This window comes from Rhodoferax sp. (assembly GCF_030653815.1).
Taxonomy (GTDB): Bacteria; Pseudomonadota; Gammaproteobacteria; order Burkholderiales; family Burkholderiaceae_C; genus Rhodoferax.
Genome location: NZ_JAURYQ010000044.1, coordinates 50,092 through 75,024, shown reverse-complemented (window position 1 = coordinate 75,024; position 24,933 = coordinate 50,092). Strand labels below are relative to the sequence as shown.

General features: G+C 61.9%; 24 protein-coding genes. 12 read left to right on the top strand and 12 right to left on the bottom strand.

The window, feature by feature from the left end; genetic code table 11:
- Positions 1–83: 83 nt before the first annotated feature.
- The gene (locus Q7U49_RS17255) at positions 84–344 is read right to left on the bottom strand and encodes a hypothetical protein (RefSeq protein ID WP_304766680.1); all 261 of its coding nucleotides are present in this window, start codon (positions 342–344) and stop codon (positions 84–86) included.
- A 146-nt stretch (positions 345–490) separates the two neighbouring features.
- Between Q7U49_RS17255 and Q7U49_RS17250 the strand changes: the two genes are divergently transcribed.
- The 7 genes from Q7U49_RS17250 to Q7U49_RS17220 all read left to right on the top strand — a co-directional run bounded on the left by Q7U49_RS17250 (position 491) and on the right by Q7U49_RS17220 (position 7,805).
- Entirely contained in the window at positions 491–1,192 is a 702-nt protein-coding gene (locus tag Q7U49_RS17250; RefSeq protein ID WP_304766763.1) for a spermidine synthase, read from the top strand.
- Complete coding sequence (locus Q7U49_RS17245) at positions 1,189–2,973, top strand: GspE/PulE family protein (RefSeq protein WP_304766678.1); 1,785 nt, start codon at positions 1,189–1,191, stop codon at positions 2,971–2,973. The genes Q7U49_RS17250 and Q7U49_RS17245 overlap by 4 nt, the downstream gene beginning before the upstream one ends.
- Before the next feature lie 31 nt (positions 2,974–3,004).
- On the top strand, positions 3,005–3,490 hold the full coding sequence (locus tag Q7U49_RS17240) for a tripartite tricarboxylate transporter TctB family protein (RefSeq protein ID WP_304766676.1): 486 nt from the start codon (positions 3,005–3,007) through the stop codon (positions 3,488–3,490).
- Between the two features lies 1 nt (position 3,491).
- Positions 3,492–5,003 (top strand): tripartite tricarboxylate transporter permease, encoded by a 1,512-nt coding sequence (locus Q7U49_RS17235; RefSeq protein ID WP_304766673.1) that lies wholly within the window; start codon positions 3,492–3,494, stop codon positions 5,001–5,003.
- Positions 5,004–5,008: 5 nt separating this feature from the next.
- The gene (locus Q7U49_RS17230) at positions 5,009–5,923 is read left to right on the top strand and encodes a DMT family transporter (RefSeq protein WP_304766670.1); all 915 of its coding nucleotides are present in this window, start codon (positions 5,009–5,011) and stop codon (positions 5,921–5,923) included.
- 25 nt (positions 5,924–5,948) lie between these two features.
- Entirely contained in the window at positions 5,949–6,743 is a 795-nt protein-coding gene (locus tag Q7U49_RS17225; protein ID WP_304766669.1) for an SDR family oxidoreductase, read from the top strand.
- Between the two features lie 75 nt (positions 6,744–6,818).
- Positions 6,819–7,805: a Bug family tripartite tricarboxylate transporter substrate binding protein gene (locus Q7U49_RS17220; protein WP_304766667.1), complete on the top strand. Its 987-nt coding sequence runs from the start codon at positions 6,819–6,821 to the stop codon at positions 7,803–7,805.
- Here the strand turns inward: Q7U49_RS17220 and Q7U49_RS17215 are convergent.
- Positions 7,792–8,466: a YceH family protein gene (locus tag Q7U49_RS17215; RefSeq protein ID WP_304766664.1), complete on the bottom strand. Its 675-nt coding sequence runs from the start codon at positions 8,464–8,466 to the stop codon at positions 7,792–7,794. The two genes, Q7U49_RS17220 and Q7U49_RS17215, sit on opposite strands and share 14 nt — an antisense overlap.
- Positions 8,467–8,478: 12 nt before the next feature.
- On the opposite strand from Q7U49_RS17215, the gene purN reads away from it, so the two are divergent.
- Positions 8,479–9,075, top strand: a complete 597-nt coding sequence (gene purN, locus Q7U49_RS17210; RefSeq protein ID WP_304766662.1) for a phosphoribosylglycinamide formyltransferase — start codon at positions 8,479–8,481, stop codon at positions 9,073–9,075.
- On the opposite strand, the gene Q7U49_RS17205 is transcribed toward purN, so the two are convergent.
- The 5 genes from Q7U49_RS17205 to Q7U49_RS17185 are packed head-to-tail and all read right to left on the bottom strand — an operon-like array spanning position 9,072 to position 14,626.
- Positions 9,072–9,911: a bacteriohemerythrin gene (locus tag Q7U49_RS17205; RefSeq protein ID WP_304766659.1), complete on the bottom strand. Its 840-nt coding sequence runs from the start codon at positions 9,909–9,911 to the stop codon at positions 9,072–9,074. The genes purN and Q7U49_RS17205 overlap by 4 nt on opposite strands.
- A 22-nt stretch (positions 9,912–9,933) precedes the next feature.
- Positions 9,934–11,139, bottom strand: a complete 1,206-nt coding sequence (locus Q7U49_RS17200; protein WP_304766656.1) for an ABC transporter permease — start codon at positions 11,137–11,139, stop codon at positions 9,934–9,936.
- Between the two features lies 1 nt (position 11,140).
- On the bottom strand, positions 11,141–11,908 hold the full coding sequence (locus tag Q7U49_RS17195; RefSeq protein ID WP_304766653.1) for an ABC transporter ATP-binding protein: 768 nt from the start codon (positions 11,906–11,908) through the stop codon (positions 11,141–11,143).
- Complete coding sequence (locus Q7U49_RS17190; RefSeq protein ID WP_304766650.1) at positions 11,905–13,218, bottom strand: efflux RND transporter periplasmic adaptor subunit; 1,314 nt, start codon at positions 13,216–13,218, stop codon at positions 11,905–11,907. The genes Q7U49_RS17195 and Q7U49_RS17190 overlap by 4 nt, the downstream gene beginning before the upstream one ends.
- A 19-nt stretch (positions 13,219–13,237) precedes the next feature.
- On the bottom strand, positions 13,238–14,626 hold the full coding sequence (locus Q7U49_RS17185) for an efflux transporter outer membrane subunit (protein ID WP_304766647.1): 1,389 nt from the start codon (positions 14,624–14,626) through the stop codon (positions 13,238–13,240).
- A gap of 147 nt (positions 14,627–14,773) precedes the next feature.
- On the opposite strand from Q7U49_RS17185, the gene Q7U49_RS17180 reads away from it, so the two are divergent.
- Both Q7U49_RS17180 and Q7U49_RS17175 read left to right on the top strand, forming a co-directional pair.
- A complete protein-coding gene (locus Q7U49_RS17180) occupies positions 14,774–16,045 on the top strand; it encodes an RsmB/NOP family class I SAM-dependent RNA methyltransferase (RefSeq protein WP_304766644.1) in 1,272 nt (423 codons plus the stop codon).
- A gap of 21 nt (positions 16,046–16,066) precedes the next feature.
- A complete protein-coding gene (locus Q7U49_RS17175; protein ID WP_304766641.1) occupies positions 16,067–17,257 on the top strand; it encodes a fatty acid desaturase in 1,191 nt (396 codons plus the stop codon).
- 65 nt (positions 17,258–17,322) lie between these two features.
- Here the strand turns inward: Q7U49_RS17175 and rpmG are convergent, their stop codons facing one another.
- The 3 genes from rpmG to trxB all read right to left on the bottom strand — a co-directional run bounded on the left by rpmG (position 17,323) and on the right by trxB (position 19,101).
- Positions 17,323–17,493: a 50S ribosomal protein L33 gene (gene rpmG, locus Q7U49_RS17170; protein ID WP_180131837.1), complete on the bottom strand. Its 171-nt coding sequence runs from the start codon at positions 17,491–17,493 to the stop codon at positions 17,323–17,325.
- A 22-nt stretch (positions 17,494–17,515) separates the two neighbouring features.
- Positions 17,516–17,749, bottom strand: a complete 234-nt coding sequence (gene rpmB, locus Q7U49_RS17165) for a 50S ribosomal protein L28 (protein WP_056667014.1) — start codon at positions 17,747–17,749, stop codon at positions 17,516–17,518.
- Between the two features lie 401 nt (positions 17,750–18,150).
- Complete coding sequence (gene trxB, locus Q7U49_RS17160) at positions 18,151–19,101, bottom strand: thioredoxin-disulfide reductase (protein WP_304766630.1); 951 nt, start codon at positions 19,099–19,101, stop codon at positions 18,151–18,153.
- Between the two features lie 64 nt (positions 19,102–19,165).
- Between trxB and Q7U49_RS17155 the strand changes: the two genes are divergently transcribed.
- Both Q7U49_RS17155 and lolA read left to right on the top strand, forming a co-directional pair.
- Positions 19,166–21,508, top strand: a complete 2,343-nt coding sequence (locus tag Q7U49_RS17155; RefSeq protein ID WP_304766628.1) for a DNA translocase FtsK — start codon at positions 19,166–19,168, stop codon at positions 21,506–21,508.
- 82 nt (positions 21,509–21,590) lie between these two features.
- Positions 21,591–22,250 carry an outer membrane lipoprotein chaperone LolA gene (gene lolA, locus Q7U49_RS17150; RefSeq protein ID WP_304766625.1) on the top strand — a complete coding sequence of 220 codons (660 nt, stop codon included), beginning with the start codon at positions 21,591–21,593 and terminating at the stop codon, positions 22,248–22,250.
- A 19-nt stretch (positions 22,251–22,269) separates the two neighbouring features.
- Here lolA and Q7U49_RS17145 read toward each other — a convergent pair whose 3' ends face one another.
- Both Q7U49_RS17145 and Q7U49_RS17140 read right to left on the bottom strand, forming a co-directional pair.
- Entirely contained in the window at positions 22,270–23,007 is a 738-nt protein-coding gene (locus Q7U49_RS17145; protein ID WP_304766622.1) for a tetratricopeptide repeat protein, read from the bottom strand.
- Positions 23,004–24,911 carry a heme lyase CcmF/NrfE family subunit gene (locus tag Q7U49_RS17140; protein WP_304766619.1) on the bottom strand — a complete coding sequence of 636 codons (1,908 nt, stop codon included), beginning with the start codon at positions 24,909–24,911 and terminating at the stop codon, positions 23,004–23,006. Before Q7U49_RS17140 ends, Q7U49_RS17145 begins: the two co-directional genes overlap by 4 nt.
- Positions 24,912–24,933: the final 22 nt, after the last annotated feature.

Sequence of the window (24,933 nt, the reverse complement as noted above, 5' to 3'; positions counted from 1 at the left end):
TGTGGCTTCTCTTTCGCTGTTTGGCAGGATAAAAATCCTTGCTCCAAGCGACGTGGTATTCAGAATGTGCGGAGTCGCGAATCTTAATGTGCTTGTGGGTCTTCGCCGTCCTTCTTTCCGGAATATTTCTTACCGTATCCTGACTTCCATGCTTTTCCACTCTGTTCGTGCATGTTGGCAACCAGCACAGTCAACGCCAAAGGCAAGTCGTCAAAGTCTACAAACACGCCGATGTGAAGACTTCTGACGGCCTGGGTGCTGCCCAATGAACTGGGGCTGGTGAAGTTAAAAACAGAGTGCGAGCTTTGCAAAACCAAAACAACGAGCCTGATGCCTCGGGCCATTGCCGACACGTTCACCGAATATGACGAACTTGGGTAAACCATGCCTGAGGGGCTGGCATTGAACGGCGCTGATTGGGGATAATCTCTCCATCTTGAAAAAACACCCCCACACTCTTCCCGAAGTCAATTTTTCCGACGATGGTCCGATGCGCCATCTGCATCTGGGCACCGAATGGGTTCAGGGCTCGATGTACCTGGCCGAGCCCAACGCCCTGGTGCATGAGTACATCCAGCGCATGATGGCCTGGCTGCTGTTCGTGCCGCCCGAGTCGGTGAAAGACCGCCAGGCCCTGCAACTGGGCCTGGGCGCTGGCTCGCTGACCAAGTTTTGCCACAAGGAACTGCGCATGAAAACGACCGCCATCGAGCTCAACCCGCAGGTGCTGGCCGCCTGCAAGGGCTGGTTCAAGCTGCCCGCGGAAAACCCCCGCCTGCAGGTGGTGCTGAATGATGCGGCGCAGGAAATCCAGAACCCCAAATGGTGGGGCACGGTGGACGCGCTGCAGGTGGATTTGTACGACCACGAAGCCGCCGCACCGGTGCTCGACAGCCTGCCGTTTTACAACCACTGCCGGCGCCTGCTCACCCCCGAGGGTTGCATGACGGTGAACCTGTTTGGCCGCGCGTCGAGTTTTGTGCGCAGTGTCGAGAAAATGTCGGCAGCTTTTGGCAAGGACGCCATCTGGGCCTTCAAGCCGACGCGTGAGGGCAATACCGTGGTGCTGGCACAGCACACGCCAAGCCGGCCCAAGCGCGATGTGTTGCTGGCGCGCGCCGACCGCATCGAGTTCGAATGGGGCCTGCCAGCCAGCAAATGGGTACGGGTGTTCAAGCCCATGTTGGCATGACGCACGGCACGCCCAACCCGTTGCCAGGCCGGAAAGTTGAGGGTCCGCTGGACTGGCGCAGCCTGGTGCAGTGGCTGCAGACTGACGGCCTCATCACGGCGCAGGAGGCGCAGCGCATCCAGTCGCGCTGCGCCCAGGCCGAAAGCGCGCAACACCCTTTGCTGCGCCTGGTCAGCGTCGGCGTGCACCGTGCCAGCGATGACAAGGCCATGGCCATGGAGGCGCTGGTGCAATGGCTGGCGCCGCGCGCCGGGCTGGGCTATTTGCGCATCGACCCGCTCAAGGTCGATGTGGCCAAGGTGGCTGACACCATGAGCCCGGCCTATGCCGAGCGCCACAAGATCTTGCCGGTGCAGGTCACTGCGCACGAGGTCGTGGTCGCCACGTCCGAGCCCTATTTGACCGATTGGGTGGCGGAGGTCGAGCGCCAGTCGAGGCGCAGTGTGCGCCGCGTGCTGGCCAATCCGCAAGACATCGCGCGCTACACCGCCGAATTTTTCGCCCTGGCCAAGTCGGTGCGGGCGGCCAGCAAGGCCGGTGGCAACGCCAGTTCCAGTTTTGAGCAACTGGTGGAACTGGGCAAGAGCAACAAGCAGCTCGACGCCAACGACCAGAGCGTGGTGCAGGTGGTCGACTGGCTGTGGCAATACGCGTTTGACCAGCGCGCCAGCGACATCCACCTGGAGCCCCGGCGCGAGCAGGGTGTGATCCGTTTTCGCATTGACGGCGTGCTGCACCCGGTGTACCAGATGCCGATGGGCGTGCTGGGCGCCATGACGGCGCGCATCAAGCTGCTGGGGCGCATGGACGTGGTCGAAAAACGCCGCCCGCAGGACGGCCGCATCAAGACGCGCAACCCGGGCGGGGATGAAATTGAAATGCGCATTTCCACGCTGCCCACTGCCTTTGGCGAGAAGATGGTGATGCGTATTTTCGACCCCGACACCACGGTCAAGGACCTCGACGCACTGGGCTTCTCGGCGCACGATGCGCAGCGCTGGGAGGCGCTGGTGAAGCGCCCCAACGGCATCATCCTGGTGACCGGGCCCACCGGGTCGGGCAAGACCACCACGCTGTATTCCACCCTGAAGCGGGTCGCCACCGAAGAAGTCAACGTGAGCACGGTGGAAGACCCGATCGAGATGATCGAACCCGCGTTCAACCAGACCCAGGTGCAGCCGCAGCTTGATTTTGGTTTCCCCGAGGGCCTGCGCGCCCTGATGCGCCAGGATCCCGACATCATCATGGTCGGCGAAATCCGCGACCAGGCCACGGCCGAGATGGCGGTGCAGGCGGCGCTCACCGGCCACCTGGTGTTCTCGACCCTGCACACCAACGACGCACCTTCAGCGGTGACGCGGTTGATGGAGCTGGGCGTGCCCTCGTATCTGATCAACGCCACCTTGCTCGGTGTGCTGGCGCAGCGCCTGGTGCGCACGCTGTGCCCGCATTGCAAGCTGCCTGACCCGGCCGCCACGCACGAGATGCTGGCCGAAGTGGTCAAGCCCTGGCAGCTCAATGGTGACTACAAACCGTACAAGGCAGTCGGTTGTGTCGACTGCCGCATGACCGGCTTTTTGGGCCGCATGGGGCTCTACGAGTTGCTGGTGGTCAGCGAGGCCTTCAAGGAGAAGGTCAACCGTGAGCCCAACGCCGATGTTCTCAAGCGCCAGGCCGTGGCCGATGGCATGCGGCCCTTGCGCCTGGCGGGTGCCCTGCGCGTGGCCGAGGGCCTGACCGTGATCGAAGAGGTGCTGTCATCCACCCCGGCACTGGTTTGAGGCGCCGTATTGTGATTTGGACCAAACTGCTATGAAGAATACGCAAGACTTTTACGCTGGTTTATTGTTTGCCTTGGTAGGCAGCGCCTTCGCTTGGGGCGCGCTGGGCTACCAGGTGGGCAGCAGCGGGCGCATGGGGCCGGGTTTTGTCCCGTTGCTGCTCGGCGTGTTGCTGGCGCTGCTGGGCGGGGCCGTGATGCTGCGCGCCGCGCTGTTTCAAGCCGACCGGGTCAATGCCATTGGCCGCTGGGCCTGGAAACCGATGGTCGCCATCATTGCGGCCAATCTGCTCTTTGGTGTGGCGCTGGGTGGCCTGCCCAGCCTGAAGCTGCCGGCACTCGGCCTGATGGGCGGAATTTACCTGCTGACCTTTGTTGCCTGCCTGGCCGGTGAGCGTTTCAAGTTGAAGGAAGCGGCACTGCTGGCCACGGCGCTGGCGGCCTTGAGTTACCTGGCTTTTGTGCTGCTGCTCAAATTGCAATTCCCGGTCTGGCCGGTGTTTCTGGCGGGGAATTAGCATGGAACTGCTCAATCACCTGGCGCTGGGTTTTGGCGTGGCCTTCACCCCGATCAACCTGATGTACGCCTTTGTCGGCTGCCTGTTGGGCACCTTGATTGGTGTGCTGCCCGGCATCGGGCCGCTGGCCACCATTGCCATGTTGTTGCCGGCCACCTACGCCTTGCCGCCCACCTCGGCCTTGATCATGCTGGCGGGTATTTATTACGGTGCCCAGTACGGTGGCTCCACCACAGCCATTCTGGTCAATCTGCCCGGCGAGGCCTCGTCGGTGGTGACGGTGATTGACGGTTACCAGATGGCACGTCAGGGCCGCGCCGGGCCGGCACTGGCGGCGGCGGGCATCGGCTCGTTTTTTGCCGGTTGTGTCGGCACGCTGGTGCTGGCGGCCTTTGCCGGGCCGCTGACCGAGGTGGCGTTCCTGTTTGGCCCCGCGGAATACTGTGCGCTGATGCTGCTGGGCCTGGTGGGGGCGGTGGTGCTGGCCTCGGGTGACTTGCTCAAGGCGTTTGGCATGATTTTGCTTGGCCTGCTGCTCGGGCTGGTGGGCACCGATGTGAATTCGGGGGTGGCGCGGTTCAGCTTTGACGTCCCGGAGCTGACCGACGGCATTGGCTTCATCGTGATCGCCATGGGTCTGTTTGGGTATGGCGAGATCATCAGCAACCTGAGCCACCCGACCAGCGCGCGCGAGGTGTTCACCGCCAATGTGCATGGCCTGATGCCGAGCCGCCAGGACTTCAAACGCATGTGGCCGGCCATTCTGCGCGGCACCGGTCTGGGTTCGGTGCTGGGCATTCTGCCCGGTGGCGGTGCGGTGATGAGCGCCTATGCCGCCTACACGATTGAAAAAAAGACCCGGCTGCAGCCTGGTGAAGTGCCCTTTGGTGAGGGCAACATCCGTGGCGTGGCGGCCCCCGAGGCGGCCAACAACGCCGCCTCGCAAACCTCCTTCATTCCGCTGCTTACCCTGGGCATTCCGCCCAACGCAGTGATGGCGCTGATGGTGGGTGCCATGACCATCCACAACATCCAGCCCGGCCCGCAGGTCATGACCAGCAACCCCGAGTTGTTCTGGGGACTGGTCGTGTCGATGTGGATTGGCAACGCCATGCTGATCGTGCTGAACCTGCCGCTGATCGGCATCTGGATCAAGCTGCTGAGCGTGCCCTACCGCTGGCTGTACCCGGCCATCGTGCTGTTTTGTGCCATTGGCGTGTACAGCACCAACAACAACACCTGGGACATCTGGATGGTGGGCTTGTTTGGCGTGGTCGGCTATGCCTTCATCAAGCTCGGCATGGAGCCGGCACCCTTGCTGCTGGGGTTTATTCTGGGGCCGATGTTTGAAGAAAATCTGCGCCGCGCGCTGTTGCTGTCACGCGGTGACTGGAGCGTGTTTGTGACCCGGCCGCTGTCTGCGGCCCTGCTGCTGGCGGCGTTGGCGCTGCTGGCGCTGGTGCTGCTGCCTATCGTCAGGCGCACGCGCGACGTGGCGTTTGTGGAAGATTAGCCCTGATGCATGCGGTTCATTTGCCGTCCAAAACGCTGGTCACCGGGCTGGTGCTGGCCACGCTGGGGGCCATTGCCTTCAGCGGCAAGGCCATCATTGTCAAGCTGGCCTACCGTCATGGCGTCGATGCGGTCACGCTCATCATGTACCGCATGCTGTTTGCGTTGCCCATTTTTGCCGTCATGGCCTGGTGGGCCAGCCGTGGCAAACCTCCTTTGAGTCGGCAGGACGGGTGGGGTGTGTTGGGGCTGGGATTTACCGGCTACTATCTGGCCAGCTTTCTGGATTTTGCCGGTCTGGCCTACATCAGTGCCTCGCTGGAACGCCTCATCCTGTACCTCAATCCGACCCTGGTGTTGTTGCTGGGCCTGGTGCTTTACAAGCGTCACATCAGCCGCCGCCAGGCGCTGGGCATGGCCCTTAGCTATTGCGGTGTGATCCTGGTGTTTGGCCACGAAATCAATTTTGCCGGCGCTGATGCCGCGTTAGGCGCGCTGCTGGTGTTTGGCAGCGCGGTCAGTTACGCCATCTACCTCAGTTTCAGCGGTGAGCTGGTGCAGCGGCTTGGTTCACTGCGCCTGGTCGGCCTGGCCACCAGCGTGGCCTGTGTGCTGTGCATCGGTCAATTTGTCGCATTGCGACCGCTGAGCGCGGCGCTGGTGGCGCCGGAGGTGATCTGGTTGTCGGTGCTGAACGCCACGCTGTGCACCGCCGCGCCAGTCCTGATGGTGATGATGGCCATCGAACGCATTGGTGCGGGCATGGCGGCGCAGACCGGCATGGTCGGGCCCATGTCGACCATTTTGATGGGTGTGCTGTTGCTCGGTGAGCCGTTTACCGGCTGGGTGGCCGCGGGCACGGCGCTGGTGGTGGCGGGTATTTTTGTGTTTACCAGTCGCCCCCGGCAACTGGCCGCATGACAATTATTTTTAACAGGAGCGTTTGATGGATTTGGGCATTTCAGGTAAGTGGGCTTTGGTGTGTGGTGCCAGCAAGGGTTTGGGGCTGGGCTGCGCCAAGGCACTGGTGCAGGAAGGCGTGAACGTGCTGATGGTGGCGCGCGGGGCCGAAGCCCTGCAAGCCGCTGCGGCACAGTTGACGCAGGCTTATGCCAGCAAGACCGGGGCGAGCGTGCAATGGGTGGCGGCTGACATCACCACAGAGGCGGGCCGCACTGCGGTGCTGGCACAGCGTGCTGACTTTGACATTCTGGTGACCAACGCGGGTGGTCCACCCTCGGGCGACTTTCGCAGCTTCGAGCGCGACGACTGGATTCGAGCGCTCGATGCCAACATGCTCACCCCCATTGCGCTGATCAAGGCCACCGTGGATGGCATGATCGCGCGCGGTTTTGGCCGCATTGTCAACATCACGTCCAGCGCGGTCAAAGCGCCGATCGATGTGCTGGGCCTGTCCAACGGTGCGCGCAGCGGTTTGACCGGTTTTGTGGCCGGACTGGCGCGTAGCGGCTTGGCTGCCAAAGGGGTCACGATCAACAACCTGTTGCCCGGTGCCTTTGACACCGAGCGGCTGCAGTCCATCTTTCAGGGAGTTGCAGCCAAAACAGCGCAACCGCTGGACGTGGTGGCGACCGCCCGGCGCAACACCATTCCAGCCAAACGCTTTGGTTCGCCTGACGAGTTTGGGGCCATTTGCGCGTTTTTGTGCAGTCAGCAGGCCGCTTACATGACCGGGCAAAACGTGCTGGCCGATGGGGGTGCTTACCCGGGTACGTTTTAATCAGTTGGGGTCAGAGCACGTCGCTGCGCGAGTGGTCTGACCCGCAAAGGTTTAAACCAATCTTAGGAGTTTCAGATGTTTCAGTTGCAAGTTTCCCAAGGCCTTAGTGGCCTGTTCAAAACCCTGGCTGTGAGCGCCTTGCTGGCTGCCGGTTTGGCGCAGGCGCAGACGGGCCCGATCAAGCTGATGGTGGGGTTTCCGCCCGGCGGCGGCACCGATGCCATTGCCCGCATTCTGGCCGACAAGCTCAAGGACCAATTGGGTGTGCCGGTGCTGGTCGACAACAAGGCGGGCGCCGGCGGCCAGCTTGCGGCGCAGGCGCTCAAGGCTGCGCCAGCCGATGCCAATACCTTGTTTTTGTCGCACGACCACACCATCACGATTTTGCCGCTGGTGGTGAAAAACCCGGGTTATGACTCGGCGCGTGACTTTGTTCCGGTAGCCGGTTTTGCCACCTTTGCCAACGGCCTGGCCATTTCCGGCGGCACCCCTGCCAAAAGCATGGCCGAGTACGTGGCCTGGGTGCAAAAGCAGGGTGCGGGCAAGGATACGGTGGGCGTGCCGGCACCGGCCTCGGTGCCCGAATTTCTGGTCAAGGTGATCGGCCAGAAATACCAGCTCGATCTGCAGGCCGCACCGTATCGCGGCAGCGCGCCCATGATGGCCGACATGCTGGGCAACCAGATCCACGCGGGTGTGGGTTCGGTGCCCGACTTCATCGAGAACCAGAAAGCCGGCAAGATCCGCATGGTGGCGGTGCTGGGCGGCAAGCGCCAGGCCGCCTTGCCTGAGGTGCCCACGTTTGCCGAGCTCGGCCTGGCCGGCTTTGAAGATTTGCCTTATTACGGCATTTTTGCGCCCAAGGGCACACCGCAGGCTGCCATTGACAAGTTCGGCAGCGCAGTGGCCAGAGTGATCGCGCTGCCCGAGGTGGGCGAACGCCTCACCAACATGGGCTTGACGGTGGGCTACATGACATCCGCCCAACTGGCCAGCCGCGAACAGGCTTATGCCAAAACCTGGGCGCGCATCATCAAGGACAGCGGTTTCAAGGCGCAGTAGCCGACACCCCCAGCTCGGTGCAGAGCAGCTGCACCGTGGCCCTGAGCTGCGCCACTTCGGCTTCGAGCTGCTCGATGCGCGCCAGGGCGCCGGGCGCGCCGTCGGTGCCGCGAGCGCTGCCAGATTGGGCCAATTGCGCCTCATCCACCGGGCCGCACAGCAGGTGCGCCCAGCGCTGCTCACGGGCACCGGGGGCGCGTGCCAGCTTGATCACCAGTGGGCCGCCTTTATCAAGTGAGCGGTCCTGCAACTCTTCCAGGAAACCCTCGACCGAGGAAATGTCGGCAAACTTGTACCAGCGTTCGGTGTTGAGGCGCAACTCGGCCGCAGTTTGCGGGCCGCGCAACATCAACAGGCCGAGCAACACCGCCGACTGCTCGGGCACACCGATGCCGCGCTGGAAGTTGTGCTCATAACGCGCCACGCGGCCTGAAGTGTTGGTGCGCATCAGCGACAGCGCCATGAGGTTTTCCAGCGCGCTGGCGACATCGGCTTCGCTCAAGTCCATCACCGGATCGCGGCTGCTCTTCTGGTTGCAGCCCAGCAACAGGGAATTGAGTGACAGCGGATAGCTGTCGGGCACGGTGCGGGCTTTTTCCATGAGGGTGCCGAGCACGCGGGCCTCGATGGGTGTCAGGGTAGTGGGTTGGGTCAAAGTCATAATTCGGTCTTCATGAAAAATATTGTTATTTTGATCTCGGGCGGCGGCTCCAATATGGCCGCCATTGTGAATGCTGCGCAGCGTGGGCGCTGGGCGGACCATTATGGTGCCAGGGTCGCCGCCGTCATCAGCAACAAGGCGGACGCCAAAGGGCTGGAATTTGCCAGCGCGCAAGGCATTGTCACCGAGGTGCTGGACCACAAGGTCTACCCCAGCCGTGAGGCCTTTGATGCCGCGCTGGCACAGCTGATTGACCGCTATGACAGTCCGGAGCAGCCGGTGCTGGTGCTGCTGGCAGGCTTCATGCGCATTTTGACGCCAGCGTTTGTGAACCGTTATGCCGGGCGTCTGGTCAACATCCACCCATCGCTGCTGCCGGCGTTTGCCGGCCTGCACACGCACCAGCGTGCCATTGAGGCCGGTTGCCAGGTCGCCGGGGCCACCGTGCATCTGGTCACCGCCGAACTCGACCATGGCCCGATCCTGGCGCAGGCTGTGGTGCCGGTGTTGCCGGGTGACACGGCCGACACGCTGGCGGCCCGGGTGCTGACACAGGAGCACTTGCTTTACCCGCAGGCCGTGACAGGCTTGCTGCAGAAACTGGCTTAGCTTGCCCTGATCGCGCTGGCAAAGCGTGCCAGATCGGTGTCCGCCGTCTCCATATGGTTCAAGAATCTGTCCCCGATGAATTCTTCCAGATCCGCCATCACCAGGTTTTCGTTGGCAATTTTGAGTGAAATCGTGTTGAGCCTGGCCATGAGGGCACGATGCTCGTGCGCGTGGTGGTCAGCGTCCGGATAGCGCAGCTGCCGCATCCATTCTTCCTCGTGCGAGAGGTGGGTACGCATGTACTGGAACAGCCGCATGGCAGAGATGACCTGTCCCTCGTGGGAGGTGGCCGCCAGAACATAGGCCGCACGTTTGAACAGCTCCCGGTGTTGTTCGTCAATGGCGGCGTCACCGATGGTGTAACTGTCCTTCCATTCGAGTCGGGTCGAAAACTGGCTGATTTCGGATTCCACCCAATCGAGCGCACTGGCATAGCTTTCAAACACCTGGCCCTGGATGCCGGCGTCCAGGTAACACTTCAGAATTTCGGGGGCCATCAAGGCGCCAGCTTCGACCTCGGGCTCGAACACCAGGGCGACCACCGGCTTGACCACTGTGTTTTCGTATCTTGCTTTCAGATAAGCGGCAAAATTTTGCCGGGCTTCGGCGGGTATCAAGGCGCTGTGCTGGAAGTTGACGATTTGTCCCCAGCGGCCTTGTTGCGCCAGTCTTTTGAGGAATTCGGTGATGGTGGGAGGGATGGCTTCCACCACGTTACTGAATGGTCCCCTGGCCGTGGTGTGCAGAATGCGCCCTTTGACCCGGTACTCGATCTGATCGTGTACCTTGAACGGTGTCGTGGGGATGGCGTCCGCCGGACCTTTTTGAAAGCCCATGTTGCGATGCTCCTGCTGTAATTTATTCGTGCCGCAGGGCCTCGATCGGGTCGAGTCGGGCTGCCCGGCGTGCCGGGAAGTAGCCAAACAACACCCCAATACCAGCCGAGAACACGAACGATAGCAGGTTTACGCCAAGATTGAAGACAAACGGCACTTCCATGAAGCGCGACAGGCCGATCGAGGCCCCGGTGGCCAGTACGATACCGATCACGCCGCCCAAAGCGGCCAGCACCACGGCTTCAATCAGGAATTGCAGCAACACCTCGCGCTCCAGCGCGCCAATGGCCAGACGCAGGCCGATCTCGCGGGTGCGCTCGGTCACGCTCACCAGCATGATGTTCATGATGCCGATGCCGCCCACCAGCAGGCTTACTGCTGCCACGGCGCCCAGGAGCGTGGTCATGACCTTGGTGGTGCCCGACAGGGTTTCGCCCAGTTGCTTGGTGTCGAGCACATTGAAGTTGTCTTCGTCTGCGGTGGTGAGTTTGCGGCGCTCGCGCAGCAGTTCGGTGATGCCCGCCTTGACACGCTCGGGGTCGGCGCCGTCCTGCATCGACACCATCAAGGTGTTGACCCGGGTGTTGCCGGTGATACGCCGCTGCAGCGTGTGCAGCGGCATCAGCACCACGTCGTCCTGGTCGTTGCCAAAGGCGCCCTGACCCTTGGGCGCCAGCACGCCGATGACTTCGCAGCTGATTTGCTTGACGCGTATCGAGGTGCCCACCGCCACGCGGCTGCCAAACAGCTCGCGGCGCACGGTCTCACCAATCAGGCAGACCCCGGCACCTGCCAGTAGCTCATTTTCGGAAAAGCTTCGGCCATCGGCTACCTTCCAGTTGCCGGTGAACAGCCATTGGTTGGTACTGCCAATGATGCTGCTGCTCCAGTTACGGCCGTCAAGCACCAGTACGGCATTACTGCGCGCCTCGGGCGCAACAGCGGAAATGCCGCCGAGTTGGCTGGCAATGGCCTCGGCATCGGCTTCCTTGAAAGGTGGCGAACTCATGCCGCCACCGCCCATCATGCGCTGCCCCGGGCGCACCTGCAGCAGGTTGGTGCCCAGGCCCGAGATCTGGTTTTGAATCGCCAGCGTGGCGCCATTGCCCACGGTGACCATGGTGATGACGGCGCTGACACCGATCACGATGCCCAAAATGGTCAGGAACGAGCGCAGCAGGTTGCGCCGGATCGAGCGCAGGGCGAGCAGCAGGGTGCTGAGCCACATGTCAGTGGGCCTCTGCGCTGGTCGCAGCGCTCATGGCTTGCGCAGCAGGCCCGCCCGGACGGGCCTCGGTGGGTTGCGGGTTGCGGGTGTCGTTGTCGACCACGCCATCGACAAAATGCACGATGCGTTTGGCATAGGCTGCCATGTCGGCCTCATGGGTGACCATCAGCACGGTGATGCCGTGGTCGACATTGAGCTGCCACAGCAGGTGCATGATCTCGCGGCTGCGTTGGGTGTCGAGGTTGCCGGTTGGTTCATCCGCCAGCAATACGGCGGGTTCGGTGACGAGGGCGCGGGCAATGGCCACACGCTGCTGCTGGCCACCCGAGAGCTCGGCCGGGGTGTGGTGTTCCCAGCCGGCCAGCCCGACCGAGGCCAGCGCTTTTTTTGCCGCGGCATGGCGCATTTTGGCGGGCTCACCGCGGTACAGCAGCGGCAGTTCCACATTTTCCTGGGCGCTGGTGCGGGCCAGCAGGTTGAAGCCCTGAAACACAAACCCCAGGTAACGCCGGCGCAGCAGCGCGCGCTGGTCGCGGTTGAGAGTTTCCACATGGACGCCGTTGAACACATACTGGCCCGTGGTGGGCGTGTCGAGGCAACCCAGCGTGTTCATGGCAGTTGACTTGCCCGAGCCGCTGGGGCCCATGATGGCAACAAAATCACCGGCCTCAATGCGCAGGTCAACCCCGTTGAGGGCCTGCAGTGCCGTGGCGCCCTGACCGTAGGTTTTGGTGACGCCAATGAGTTCAATCAGGGGCGGGGTGCTCATGGCTTGCTGGCGCCACCTGCGCGCTGGTCGGTGATCACGGCCATACCTTCCTGCAGGTCGCCACCGGTGATCTCGGTCATGCGACCGTCGCTGATGCCCGGGGTGACGTTCACCGCGACCGGTGCGCCCTCGCGCAGCACCCAGACTTGTTTGGCGGCACCGCCGGTGGCGGTCTTGCGGGCACCGCTGCGGGGCATGCGCGGCAACACGCTGGCCATGATGCCGCCGTTGCCTTGCGGGGCCGCGCTGGTTTGCGGTGAAAAGCGCAGCGCGGTGTTGGGTACCAGCAGCACATTCTTGCGTTCCACGGCGGTGATGGTGCTGGTGGCCGTCATGCCGGGGCGCAGGCTCAGGTCTTCGTTGTCGACGTCGAGCAGGGTCTGGTAAGTGACCACGTTGTCGGTGATGGTCGAGCCATAGGCCACCCGGGTGATCTTGGCCGGAAAGCGTCGACTCGGGAAGGCACTCACGGTAAAGCTGGCCGGTTGGCCAACCTTGACGCGGCCCACATCGGCCTCGTCCACGTTGACCTGCAGGCGCATCTGGCTCAGGTTTTCGGCCACGGTGAACAGTGTCACTGCCTGCAGCGACGCGGCCACGGCATTGCCAGGGTCGACTGAACGCGTCAACACCACACCGTCGGTGGGCGAACGGATCGAGGCTTTGGCGCGGTTGGTTTCGTCGGTGGCCAAGGAGGCGCGCGCGGAGTCGACGTTGGCGCTGGCGCTGGCCTCGGCCGCCACGGCGCGTTCATGCGCAGCGCGGGCGCTGTCAAGCTCCGTTTTGGAGGGCACCTTGCCGCCCGAGAGTTTGGCCACCTCTTCCAGTCGGGCCAGGCCGGCACGGCTTTCCTTGACGGTGGCATTGGCCTGTGCCAATTGCGCCTGGGCACTGGCCAAGGCGGCTTTGGAACGCAGCACCTGATCATTGAGTTTGGCGGTGTCGAGCTCGACCAGGACCTGGCCACGCTTGACCCGGTCGTTCACGTCCACCAGCACGCGCAGTACGGTGCCCGACAGCTCACTGCCGATATTGACCGAGCGGGTCGGTTGCAGTGTGCCATTGGCCGTGACAGTCAACGTCAGGTCACCCTTGCTGGCAGGCTCGGTGACAAAGCTGGGCGCTGCACTGCGTTGCTGGCTTTGCTGCCAGTAATAGTAGCCGCCACCCGCGGCCAGCAGCAGCACCAGCGTGGCCCAGAGTGCGCGCCGGCGCCACCAGACTTGTTTGCCAGGTTCCTGTAAAAGTTTCTGCAAATCACTGGCTTGAGGGCTGTTGCCCTGGGGGGCTTGTTGCGGGACATCGGTCATCGGGTACTTTCTTTCTTGTTCATTGCCAGCCGCCGCCCATCGCCTTGACCAGGCGCACATGGCCGCTGCTGAGGTCGGCTTGCAGACTGGCCACGCTGTCTTGCGCGCCCAGCAGGGTGCGCTGGGTTTGCAGCACGGTCTGGAAGTCAATCAGGCCACTGTTGTAACGGTTTTGTGCCAGCAGAGCGGCGTTGTTGGCAGCGCTGGCGGCCTGTTGCAGGTAGTCCAGTCGCTCACGGTCATGCTGCAGGGCGATCAGGGCGTCTTCCACTTCCTTGAGTGCGGTCAGCAAAGTATCTTGGTAATTGGCCCGGGTTTGCGCCAGCACGGCCTGCTGGGCTCTTACCTGGGCTTTGGCAGCACCACCGTCGAGCAATGGCATGGAAAAACTGCCCAATATCTGCGTGGCCAATGCAGCCCCATTGCTGAAACCTGCCAGCGTCAGCGCGGTCAGACCCACCGAGCCGCCCAGTTTGAATTTGGGCATACGAGCCGCTTCGGCGGCATCCACGGAGGCCAAGGCAGCGATGATTCGGGCTTCGGCGGCCCGCACATCGGCGCGTTGGCGCAGGCTGTCCGCTGGAATCACCTCCGCCAGCTGCATGGCCACCTGGGGGATGGGTTGGATCGTCAGCAACAGGGCGTCAAGCTCGTGCGGGTGTTGGCCCGTCAGGACCGACAGACTGTGACGCGTTTTGGCGAGGCTGTTTTGCAGGGCAGGCAGTTGGGCTGCGGTTTGAGCCGCCGCGGTCTGGGCCTGTGCCACTTCGAGCGAGGTCACTAAACCCGCTTGTTCACGCCATTGGGTGATCTGCAGGGTTTCCTGCTGCGTGTTGAGGTTGTGTCGGGAGATACCCAGCTGCGCTTGCAAACCACGCAACTGGATGTAGGCCAGGGCGACCTCGGCGGTCATGCTCAGTTGCATGTCGCGCAAACTGGCCCTGGCGGCCTGCAGGTCGGCCTCGCTGTTGGCCACCGCACTCTTGTTGGCGCCAAAGATGTCAAGTTCCCAGCTGGCGTCCAGCCCTCCCCTGAAGTTGACGCTGGCCTCGCCGCCATCGGCGGTGTTGCGCTGCACCGCACCCGATACCGTGAGGTTGGGGCGGTTGGCGGCCAGTTTCACATCACGCAGCGCACGCGCCTGCTGCAGGGCAGCCTGGGCCGACAGGATGTTGGGGTTGGCCTGCATGGCCCGGGCAATCAGCTCGGTCAGCAAGGGGTCGCGAAAGTCCTTCCACCAGCCCGCCTGGGTGAGTTCTACGCTGTTGGTGTCCGGGGTTTCATCGGGGTTCAAACTGGCACAGCCGCCCAGCACCAAGCCCAGCGACAGTGCCACGACGCAGGCCAGAGGCCGAAGGGCGCGGGCCAAGGCGGGGTGGGGCAGGGGGTGTTGGGGGCGCGCGGGCATCGGGTGTATTTGGGCTTTGAAGACGTTTGTTTGGCGTGATCGGGGTTCACGACGATCTTGGGTTTTGGCTATTGTGCAACTTGATTTTGCCAGCCCGAACTCTGAGCTGTGAAGTTGGGTAAAGTTCCCGTGGGACAATCGGAACCTATGCATCCAAAAGCCCTGCTTGACGCCTGTTCCGAACTGGTTCGTCTGACCCTCAAATTTGACCACCCGGCTGATGCCATTGTGTCGCGATTCTTTCGTGAGCACCGTGGCCTTGGGCCGCGTGAACGCGCCACTCTGGCCGAGACGGTTTATACCGTCTTGCGCAAAAAATTGTTGTTTGACCATTTTGCGCCTTCCGGCAGCGGCCCCAAAGAACGCCGCTTGGCCATTCTGGGCTTTTACGGCCCCGGCGACTTTTTGCGCAGCGCCCTCAGCGAGCAGGAGATCAACTGGCTTGACCAGTGCGAAAAGATCAAGCCCGAAGATTTGATGGAACGCCACCGCCACAACCTGCCAGAATGGCTGGTGCAGCCGCTCAAGGACCAGTTGGGCGACGGCTTCTGGCCGCTGGTGGAGAGTTTCAACAAGGGCGCCGGGCTGGACTTGCGCGTCAACGACTTCAAGGCCAAGCGCGCCGACGTGCAAAAGGAGCTGGCCGCCTTGGGCATCAAGGCCGTGCCAACGCCTTATTCACCCTGGGGTTTGCGCATTGCCGGCAAGCCCGCTTTAAGCAAAATGGAAGCCTTCAAGCGTGGCGACTTCGAAGTGCAGGACGAAGGCTCGCAACTGCTGGCCATGCTGCTCGACGCCAAGCGCGGTGAGATGGTGGTCGATTTTTGTGCCGGGGCCGGTGGCAAGACGCTGGCCATCGGGGCCACCATGCGCAGCACCGGGCGCCTGTATGCCTTCGATACCTCGGCGGGCCGCCTTGATGCGTTCAAGTCGCGGCTGGCGCGCAGCGGCTTGTCCAACGTGCATCCAGCTGCCATTGCGCATGAGCGCGATGAGCGCGTCAAGCGCCTCTCAGGCAAGATTGACCGTGTGCTGGTCGACGCCCCCTGCACCGGCATGGGCACGCTGCGCCGCAACCCCGATTTGAAATGGCGGCAAAACCAGACGGCAGTCGATGAAATGACGGTCAAGCAAACGGCCATTTTGCAAAGTGCGGCGCGTCTGCTCAAGTCCGGTGGACGTCTGGTGTATGCCACTTGCAGCGTGCTGCCACAGGAAAACGAAGCCATCGCGCTGGCGTTTTCCGAAGCCAACCCTGACTTTGTCCCGCTCGATGTGGGCGAGGTCCTGGTAGGGCTTAAAGTGGAGCAGGCTGCCAGCTTGTGCAGCGGTGGTGATAATCAGCAACGGTTTTTACGGCTGTGGCCGCATCGGCATCAGACCGATGGTTTCTTTGCTGCGGTTTGGCAGCGTCAATAAAACAATTCAAGAGATAAATCAATGGCTTCATTGTTGGAATGGGCGGCGCACGGATTCTGGAATCTGAGCGCTTGGCAGCTGGTGTTGTTTACCCTGGGCATGACGCATGTCACCATGCTCAGCGTCACCATTTTTTTGCACCGACATCAGGCGCATCGGGCGCTGGATTTGCACCCCATGGCTTCGCATTTTTTCCGCTTCTGGCTGTGGCTCACCACCGGCCAGGTGACCAAGGAATGGGCGGCCATTCACCGCAAGCACCACGCCAAATGCGAGCAACCCGACGATCCGCACAGCCCGCACGTGTACGGCATCAAGACGGTGCTGTTGCAAGGCTATGAGTTGTACCGCAAGGAAGCGCAAAACAAGGACACCCTGGCGCGTTTTGGTCATGGCACGCCCAATGACTGGATCGAACGTCATCTCTACACCCGGTTTTCCTTTGCCGGCGTGGCGCTGATGCTGCTGCTTGACCTGACGCTGTTTGGCGCCGCCGGTCTGGCGGTGTGGGCGGTGCAAATGGCCTGGACCCCGGTGATGGCGGCAGGCATTGTGAACGGTGCAGCGCATTTTTGGGGCTATCGCAATTTTGAGGCGCCCGATGCCAGCACCAACATTTCGCCCTGGGGCATCCTGATCGCCGGCGAAGAGCTGCACAACAACCACCACACTTACCCTACCTCGGCCAAGCTGTCGGTCAAGCCCTATGAGTTCGATATTGGCTGGATGTACATCAGCCTGTTGCAGCGCGTGGGGTTGGCACGGGTCAAAAAGACGCCACCCCGCCTGGCTTTGGGGGCCGTGCGCGCCACCGCCGACGAGCACACGCTGGAAGCGCTGATTCAAAACAGGTTTGAGTTGATGGCGACCTATGCGCGCAGCATGCGCCTGGCACTGGATAGCGAACTGAGTGACCTGAAAGCCCGCAGTGCCGACGCTACTGTGCTCAAGGCGGCCCGCAACTGGTTGCACCGCGATGCTGAAAAAGTCCCGCCGGGTGCTGCGGCCCAATTGGCTGCCGTGCGTGCGGCGTCACCCGTGCTCGACAAAATGGTGCTGATGCGCGAAGAACTGCGCCAGCTGTGGCTGAACCGCTCGCACACCCGGGAGCAGCTCGCCGCAGATTTGCAGGCCTGGTGCCAGCGCGCCGAAGCCAGTGGCATTGCGGCACTGCAGGAATTTTCCTTGAGGTTGCGCGCGGCCCGTGCCTGAACAGGCAGGTCAGCAGACGTAAAAAAGCCCGCAGACTGCGGGCTTTTTGTTGGAAGAAAACCGAATTACTTCAGTTTCATTTCCTTGTAATCCACGTGCTTGCGAGCTTTGGGGTCAAATTTCTTGATCAGCAATTTCTCGGGAGTGGTTTTCTTGTTCTTGTCGGTCGTGTAGAAGTGACCGGTGCCGGCTGTCGATTCCAGCTTGATTTTTTCGCGTCCGCCTTTGGTAGCCATGGTGCTCTTTCAGTAAATGGGTTTAGGCTTGACCACGTGCGCGCAGATCTGCGAGCACAGCGTCGATACCGTTTTTGTCGATCAAACGCAGACCGGCGTTCGAGATCCGCAGGCGAACCCAGCGGTTTTCAGACTCCACCCAGAAACGGCGGTATTGCAGGTTCGGCAGGAACCGGCGCTTGGTTTTGTTGTTGGCGTGGGAAACATTGTTCCCGACCATCGGGCCTTTGCCCGTGACTTCACATACGCGTGCCATGTGGACACTCCGATACTATTAAACGGCCCAGACTGACGCCAGGAGCCTCACCTCGCCAAGAAAAGGGTGGCGGTAACCCGTTCTGCAGCCCAAACCCTCACGGGGAAGGCAACAAAGCCCAGCATTATAGCCTGGCTTCAGCCGGGGCCGGGCTGGGTTGCGATTCAAACTGAGTGGGGTGAGATGCCGGTCCAAAGGCTGCATCAGGGTGCTTGCCCAATCAGCCGGGCGATGCGCTTCGCTGCGTGTCCCCCGTCCGCTGCGCGGACTCCGCCTTGACCTTCGCCAAGCGCATCACCCGACTGATTCCAGGCGCCGGTGAGTCGACTAGCAGGGGAAATTGGTGCAGCGTTGTCCCCAAAACCGCATGCGCATGGCCCGGTCGCCGCGCCGGGCTGGGTTCAGGCTTGTTCCAGGAAACGCTGCGCATCCAGTGCCGCCATGCAACCGGTGCCGGCGCTGGTGATGGCCTGGCGGTAGACGTGGTCCTGCACATCGCCCGCGGCAAAAATGCCCGGTACGCTGGTCTGGGTGGCAAAGCCCTGGTTGCCGCCCTGGGTGATGAGGTAGCCGCCGGCCATCTCCAACTGGCCCTGGAATATCTCGGTGTTGGGCGCATGGCCAATGGCAATGAAGCAGCCTTTGAGCGCGAGGTCTTCAGTGGCGCCGGTGTTGACGTTCTTGATGCGCACACCGGTCACACCGCTGGCATCGCCCAGTACCTCCTCCAGGGTGTTGAAGGTTTTGAGTTCAATCTTGCCCGCGGCCACCTTGTCCATCAGTTTGTCGATCATGATGGGCTCGGCACGGAACTTGTCGCGGCGGTGAATCAGATACACCTTGGCCGCGATGTTGGACAAATACAGCGCTTCTTCGACCGCGGTGTTGCCCCCACCGACCACGCAGCACACTTCGTTACGATAAAAAAAGCCGTCGCAAGTGGCACAGCCCGACACGCCCCGGCCCATGAAGGCTTCCTCCGAGGGCAGTCCCAGGTACTTGGCCGAGGCGCCGGTGGCCAGAACGAGCGAATCGCAGGTGTAGGTTCCGCTGTCGCCGGTCAGGGTGAACGGTCGTTTGGAAAAATCGACCTTGTTGATGTGGTCAAACACAATTTCGGTTTTGAAACGCTCGGCATGGGCCAAAAAGCGTTGCATCAGCTCGGGGCCCTGCACGCCATCGACATCGGCGGGCCAGTTGTCGACCTCGGTGGTGGTCATCAGTTGCCCTCCCTGGGCGATGCCGGTGATCAGCAGCGGTTGCAGATTGGCGCGTGCGGCGTAAATGGCGGCGGTGTAGCCGGCCGGGCCGGAGCCCAAAATAAGCACTTTGGCGTGTCGTGTGTCAGTCATGTTGAACCTTGGGAAGTGGTGGCTTGTGCCGTGTATATTCAGCGAGAGTTTAAAGAAAACGGAAATGACCTACTCTCTCAATACTTTCAACGCGTCAGAAGCCGACACGGCCCGTCACGGCCTGATCCGGTTTGCCAAGGAAATTGGCCTGTTTTTTGGCTTTGTCGGGCTGGCCCTGTGGATCATGGCCTTGCTCACCTACACGCCGCAAGATTCGGCCTGGTCGACTTCGGGCGCGGGTGGAGCGACGCAAAACCTGGCTGGACAATTGGGTGCCTGGTTGGCTGACGCCAGTTATTTTCTTCTTGGATTTTCGGTGTGGTGGTGCGTTGCCGCCGCCGTGCGGGTCTGGTTGAGCGCGCTGGCGCACTGGCTGCGTGGCCATTCGGTGTGGGCGCTGGACGGCGCGCCCGGCGCAGCAACCGTGGCGCAGCGTCTGCGCCGACAGCTGACTTTTTGGGGCGGGCTGGCCCTGTTGCTGGGCGGCAGCGTGATGCTGGAGTGGTCCCGCTTTTACAGCCTGGAGGCGCAATTGCCAGGTCATGTGGGCGGCGTGCTGGGGTTCTGGTTGGGGCCTTTGAGCGTTCATTGGCTGGGTTTTGTCGGTTCGGCCTTGACAGCCATCGTGTCCGGTGTGGTGGGCGCCGCGCTGGTGTTCCGGTTTTCCTGGGGACAGCTGGCCGAGCGACTCGGCGCCTGGCTGTACTCGAAAATTGAGAACCGGCGTGAACAACTCGAACTGCAACAGGATTTTTCTCTGGGTCAGGAAGCGGCACGGGCACGGGAAGAGGTGCTGGTGGAGGAGCGTCAGGAGCGTCAGGAGCATCCTGCCAAGACGGTGCTGATCGAGCCGCTGTTGGTGGACCCGCCCAAGAGCGTGCGGGTGGCCAAGGAGCGCCAGAAGCCTTTGTTCCACGAATTGCTTGACACCAAACTGCCCCAGGTCGACCTGCTCGATGTCGCGCTGTTGCGCCAGGAAACTGTGGCGCCTGAAACCCTGGAGATGACCAGCCGCCTGATCGAGAAAAAGCTCAAGGACTTTGGTGTCACCGTGACCGTGGTGCTGGCACAGCCGGGCCCGGTCATTACGCGTTACGAAATCGAGCCTGCCACCGGCGTCAAGGGCTCACAGATTGTGGGCTTGGCCAAGGACCTGGCGCGCAGTTTGAGCCTGGTGTCGATCCGGGTGGTGGAAACCATCCCTGGCAAAAACTACATGGCGTTGGAATTGCCCAATGCCAAACGGCAAACCATCAAGCTGTCGGAAATCCTGGGCTCCAACGTCTACCACGAAGCCCGGTCGATGTTGTCCATGGGCTTGGGCAAGGACATCATTGGCAACCCGGTGGTGGCCGACCTGGCCAAAATGCCACATGTGCTGGTGGCCGGTACCACCGGTTCAGGCAAGTCGGTGGGGATCAACGCCATGATCTTGAGCCTCTTGTACAAGGCCGAGGCGCATGATGTGCGCTTGTTGATGATCGACCCCAAGATGCTGGAAATGTCGGTCTACGAAGGCATCCCGCACCTGCTGTGCCCGGTGGTCACCGACATGCGTCAGGCCGCCAATGGCCTGACTTGGTGCGTGGCCGAGATGGAGCGACGCTACAAACTCATGAGCAAGATGGGCGTGCGTAACCTGGCGGGCTTCAATACCAAGATCGACGATGCCAAGGCGCGTGGTGACTACATCGGCAACCCGTTCAGCCTGACGCCTGAAGAACCCGAGCCGTTGGACCGCCTGCCGCACATTGTGGTGGTGATCGACGAGTTGGCGGACCTGATGATGGTGGTGGGAAAAAAGATTGAAGAACTCATTGCCCGGCTGGCGCAAAAAGCCCGCGCGGCCGGCATTCACCTGATACTCGCAACCCAGCGCCCCAGCGTGGATGTGATCACCGGCCTGATCAAGGCCAATATTCCGACGCGCATTGCTTTTCAGGTCAGCAGCAAGATCGACAGCCGCACCATCCTGGACCAGATGGGCGCCGAGGCCTTGCTGGGCATGGGCGACATGCTCTACATGCCCAGTGGCACCGGGCTGCCGATTCGAGTGCACGGCGCTTTTGTCAGCGACGAGGAAGTGCACCGGGTGGTGACCTACCTCAAGAGCCAGGGTGAGCCCAATTACATTGAGGGTATTCTGGAAGGTGGTACTGTTGACGGTGATGACGAGGCGATGGGCGAAGGCGGCAGTGGCGGCGGCGAGAAGGACCCGCTGTACGACCAGGCCGTTGAAGTGGTGCTGAAAAACCGCAAGGCCAGCATTTCGCTGGTGCAGCGCCACCTCAAGATCGGCTACAACCGCGCCGCGCGACTGGTGGAAGATATGGAAAACGCCGGTTTGGTGAGCTCCATGAGCACCAGTGGCCAGCGCGAAATTCTGGTGCCTGCGCGCAACGAATAAGCGGCAACAAAGCTGTCATCGCGAGCGAAGCGTGGCTATCCATGCCTTTGCATTCATCCAACTCCGACGCAAAAGGTCAGCCTTGAAACAATTTTTATTAACGGCACTTTTAACGCTTACCTGCGTTAGCGGTGTGAACGCCAGCGGCCTGAAAAGCCTGGAGAGTTTTGTCAAGACCGTCAAAACCGGCCAGGCAGATTTCACCCAGGTCGTGACCTCGCCAGCGCGCGAAGGGCAGGTGCCCAAGGTCAAGACCTCCAGCGGTCAGTTTGAATTTTCCCGGCCCAACCGGTTCCGCTTCGACTATGTCAAACCCTTTGTGCAAACCATTGTGGCCGACGGCCAGACGTTGTGGCTGCATGATGTGGATCTGAACCAGGTCACGGCGCGCAAGCAGGCCGCCGTGCTGGGCTCGACACCTGCAGCGTTGATTGCGTCGGCGGACGACGTGCAGGCCCTGCAGGCTGATTTTGTGCTGACCGATGCGCCCGAAAAGGACGGCTTGCAGTGGGTTCTGGCCACGCCCAGATCAAAAGACGGGCAATTGCAGTCGGTTCGGGTGGGCTTCAGGGCAACGGGTGATGCGGCAGCCGCCAGCAGCACGCTCGAGGTGCTGGAAATCCTGGACAGCTTTGGCCAGCGTTCGGTCTTGACGTTCAGGCAAATGAAACTCAATCCGCCCCTTGCTGTCACGGCGTTTGCCTTCAAGCCCCCCATTGGCGCCGATTTGATTCGGCAGTAATGCTGGCTGAAAGTGTTGGCTAATGGGGCGTCTGCTTCTTTTCGGGAGGCTGTAGTTTGGCGCGCTCACCCAAACCGGAGGCCCGCGCTGATTTGTCTTCAGCTTCCGCGATGGCCTGGCTCATGTCCTGGTGAAACTCGCTGTCGGATGGCAGCCGCTTAAGCAGGCGCCGCCAGAAGTGCACGGCTTGTGCCCATTCTTCGCGCTGGAAGGCGGCCAGACCAGCCAGTTCCAGCGCTTTTTCGTCTTCAGGGTCCAGTTCCAGGGCTTGCTCAATCAGGGGGGCTGCCTCGCCTTGCAAATTGCCGTTGTGGTTCATGGCCAGCACTTCCGCGTATTGCGACAGCATGCGCGCCTCCTTGGGCGCCAGCCTGGCCGCCTTGGCCAGTGCGGTTTCGGCTTCTGCATGGCGCTGCAAGGCCAGGTAGGACCGCCCCAGCACATACAGGGTCTCGGTGTCGTCGGGGTTGGTCTTGAGTTTGGCTTCCAGGGCGGCCATCATGCTGTCCACGTCATGCTGGCCGCGTGCCTGCAGGAGTTGCTGCGCGCCCACTACAGAGGGTGCACCCAGGTGCAGGTACAGTCCCAGAGTGACCAGCGGCAGCAACAGGATCAGCAAACCGGCAGTCCCGCGATGGCCACGGCCGGGGGGCACTGCGGCTTCTGTCGCGGTGGGCAGTGGCTCACGGCGCAGCGGAAGCAAAACAAAAGCCAGGGCCAGCAGCACCAGAGCGGCGGCAAAGAACCAGAAATTCATGTCATGCTCCTCAGGCGGCGGGCAAGAATGGCGATGGCAGCGCCGCTGGCCATGACCAGGGCTCCGAGCCAGATCCAGATCACCAGGGGTTTGTGGTACAGGCGCACGCTCCAGGCGCCGTCTTTCAGGGGCTCACCTAAAGCGGCATAAAGATCGCCGGTGATGCTGTAACGGATCGCAGACTCTGTCATCTGTTTTCTGGAGGCATGGTAAACCCGCTTTTCCGGGTTCAGCCTGTCGACGTTGTTGCCATCCCGGCTGACGATCAGGTCGGCGACCACCGCCGAGAAGTTGGGGCCCGGGACTTCGGTCACGCCGCGAAAAGTCAGGGTGTAGCCCGCCAGGCTGGCGGTATCGCCCGGGCGCATGGCCAGGTCCTGCTCGCTCTCATAAGAACTCACAAAGCCTACCCCGACAACGCTGATCGCCAGGCCGATGTGGGCCACGCTCATGCCCAGCACCGACAAAGCCTGCCTGCCGCGTGCCTGGTACTGATGCACCAGGCCCTGGACCGTGGCCAGCGTGATCCAGCTCGCCAGGGTGATGGCCAGCATGGCGGGCCAGCGCAAGTCGCGGTAAAGCAAGGGCACGACGGCGCCAAGCATCAGGGCCGCCAGGCCGTGCCATTTGAGTTGGGCAGCGATGGCACGCAGGCGGGTGTCGTGCCCGCGGGCGTGCATGGCCAGACCAACCAGCAGCAGCACCGGAACCATCAAGGGGACGAAAACGGCATTGAAATAGGGCGGGCCGACTGAAACTTTTCCCAGGTCCAGAGCGTCCAGTATCAATGGGTAAAGCGTGCCAAGCAGCACGGTCGCGGCGGCCACCAACAACAGCACGTTGCCCGACAGCACCAGCACCTCGTGTGTCACCAAGGCTTGTTGTGCGTTGCGCAGCAGGCTGGACGCCCGCAGCGCAAACAGCAGCAGCGCGCCGCCAATGACCAGTACCAGAAACAGCAAGATGAACAAACCACGCGCCGGATCCAGGGCGAAGGCATGGACTGATGACAACACGCCCGAACGCACCAGGAAAGTGCCCACCAGGCAAAGTGAAAACACCGTGATGGCCAGAAAAATACTCCACAGGTGCAGCTTGCCGCGTTTTTCGGTCACGGTCAGCGCGTGCATCAGTGCGGTACCCGCCAGCCAGGGCATCAGCGAGGCGTTTTCGGTAGGGTCCCAAAACCACCAGCCGCCCCAGCCCAGTTCGTAATAGGCCCACCATGAACCCACGGTGATGCCAAGGGTCAGAAACCCCCAGGCCGCCTGGGTCCAGGGCCGAGCCCAGCGCGCCCAGTCGTTGCTGGTCGTGTTTCCCAGCATCGTCGCTATGGCAAAGGCAAAAGCCACGACAAAGCCGACATAGCCCATGTAGAGCAGTGGCGGATGAATGATCATGCCCGGGTCCTGCAGCAAGGGGTTGAGGTCCATGCCTTCGGGGGGCGGCGGGTCGAGCCGCAGAAACGGATTCGAGGTGAACAGCACAAACGCCAGCAGGACAGCGCTGACCCCCCCGATCACCCCCAGCACGCGTGCTTTGAGCTCGAGTGGCAACTGACGGGTCCCGAGGTTGAGTGCCACGGTCCAGCCAGACAGGATCAGCACCCACAGCATCATGGAGCCTTCGTGGGAGCCCCAGGTGGCGGTCAGGCGGTAAGGCGTTGGCAACTGGCGCGAGGAATGCTCGGCCACATTCAGCACGCTGAAATCGTTGGCGTAATAGGCCCAGGCCAGCGCGGCAAAGCTGGCCAGCACAAAGAGCAACTGCGCATTGGCGGCACTTTTGCCCGCGCGCATCCAGCCCGCCTGGTTGCGCGCAGCGCCGGCCAGGCAAAGCACGCTTTGCACCAGCGCCAACTGCAGGGCAAGAATAAGGGCCACATGGCCAAGTTCTGGGATCATGAGTCAAAAGTTCCAAAAAAAT

Coding starts and splice junctions, on each gene's coding strand:
- Q7U49_RS17220 (WP_304766667.1), top strand. CDS start 6,819: ATGTTTCAGTTGCAAGTTTCCCAAGGCCTTAGTGGCCTGTTCAAAACC.
- Q7U49_RS17235 (WP_304766673.1), top strand. CDS start 3,492: ATGGAACTGCTCAATCACCTGGCGCTGGGTTTTGGCGTGGCCTTCACC.
- Q7U49_RS17145 (WP_304766622.1), bottom strand. CDS start 23,007: ATGAATTTCTGGTTCTTTGCCGCCGCTCTGGTGCTGCTGGCCCTGGCT.
- Q7U49_RS17180 (WP_304766644.1), top strand. CDS start 14,774: ATGCATCCAAAAGCCCTGCTTGACGCCTGTTCCGAACTGGTTCGTCTG.
- Q7U49_RS17215 (WP_304766664.1), bottom strand. CDS start 8,466: ATGACTTTGACCCAACCCACTACCCTGACACCCATCGAGGCCCGCGTG.
- Q7U49_RS17175 (WP_304766641.1), top strand. CDS start 16,067: ATGGCTTCATTGTTGGAATGGGCGGCGCACGGATTCTGGAATCTGAGC.
- rpmB (WP_056667014.1), bottom strand. CDS start 17,749: ATGGCACGCGTATGTGAAGTCACGGGCAAAGGCCCGATGGTCGGGAAC.
- Q7U49_RS17185 (WP_304766647.1), bottom strand. CDS start 14,626: ATGCCCGCGCGCCCCCAACACCCCCTGCCCCACCCCGCCTTGGCCCGC.
- Q7U49_RS17190 (WP_304766650.1), bottom strand. CDS start 13,218: ATGACCGATGTCCCGCAACAAGCCCCCCAGGGCAACAGCCCTCAAGCC.
- Q7U49_RS17200 (WP_304766656.1), bottom strand. CDS start 11,139: ATGTGGCTCAGCACCCTGCTGCTCGCCCTGCGCTCGATCCGGCGCAAC.
- Q7U49_RS17240 (WP_304766676.1), top strand. CDS start 3,005: ATGAAGAATACGCAAGACTTTTACGCTGGTTTATTGTTTGCCTTGGTA.
- Q7U49_RS17195 (WP_304766653.1), bottom strand. CDS start 11,908: ATGAGCACCCCGCCCCTGATTGAACTCATTGGCGTCACCAAAACCTAC.
- Q7U49_RS17205 (WP_304766659.1), bottom strand. CDS start 9,911: ATGGGCTTTCAAAAAGGTCCGGCGGACGCCATCCCCACGACACCGTTC.
- rpmG (WP_180131837.1), bottom strand. CDS start 17,493: ATGGCTACCAAAGGCGGACGCGAAAAAATCAAGCTGGAATCGACAGCC.
- trxB (WP_304766630.1), bottom strand. CDS start 19,101: ATGACTGACACACGACACGCCAAAGTGCTTATTTTGGGCTCCGGCCCG.
- purN (WP_304766662.1), top strand. CDS start 8,479: ATGAAAAATATTGTTATTTTGATCTCGGGCGGCGGCTCCAATATGGCC.
- Q7U49_RS17140 (WP_304766619.1), bottom strand. CDS start 24,911: ATGATCCCAGAACTTGGCCATGTGGCCCTTATTCTTGCCCTGCAGTTG.
- Q7U49_RS17250 (WP_304766763.1), top strand. CDS start 491: ATGCGCCATCTGCATCTGGGCACCGAATGGGTTCAGGGCTCGATGTAC.
- Q7U49_RS17225 (WP_304766669.1), top strand. CDS start 5,949: ATGGATTTGGGCATTTCAGGTAAGTGGGCTTTGGTGTGTGGTGCCAGC.
- Q7U49_RS17255 (WP_304766680.1), bottom strand. CDS start 344: ATGGCCCGAGGCATCAGGCTCGTTGTTTTGGTTTTGCAAAGCTCGCAC.
- Q7U49_RS17245 (WP_304766678.1), top strand. CDS start 1,189: ATGACGCACGGCACGCCCAACCCGTTGCCAGGCCGGAAAGTTGAGGGT.
- Q7U49_RS17155 (WP_304766628.1), top strand. CDS start 19,166: ATGACCTACTCTCTCAATACTTTCAACGCGTCAGAAGCCGACACGGCC.
- Q7U49_RS17230 (WP_304766670.1), top strand. CDS start 5,009: ATGCATGCGGTTCATTTGCCGTCCAAAACGCTGGTCACCGGGCTGGTG.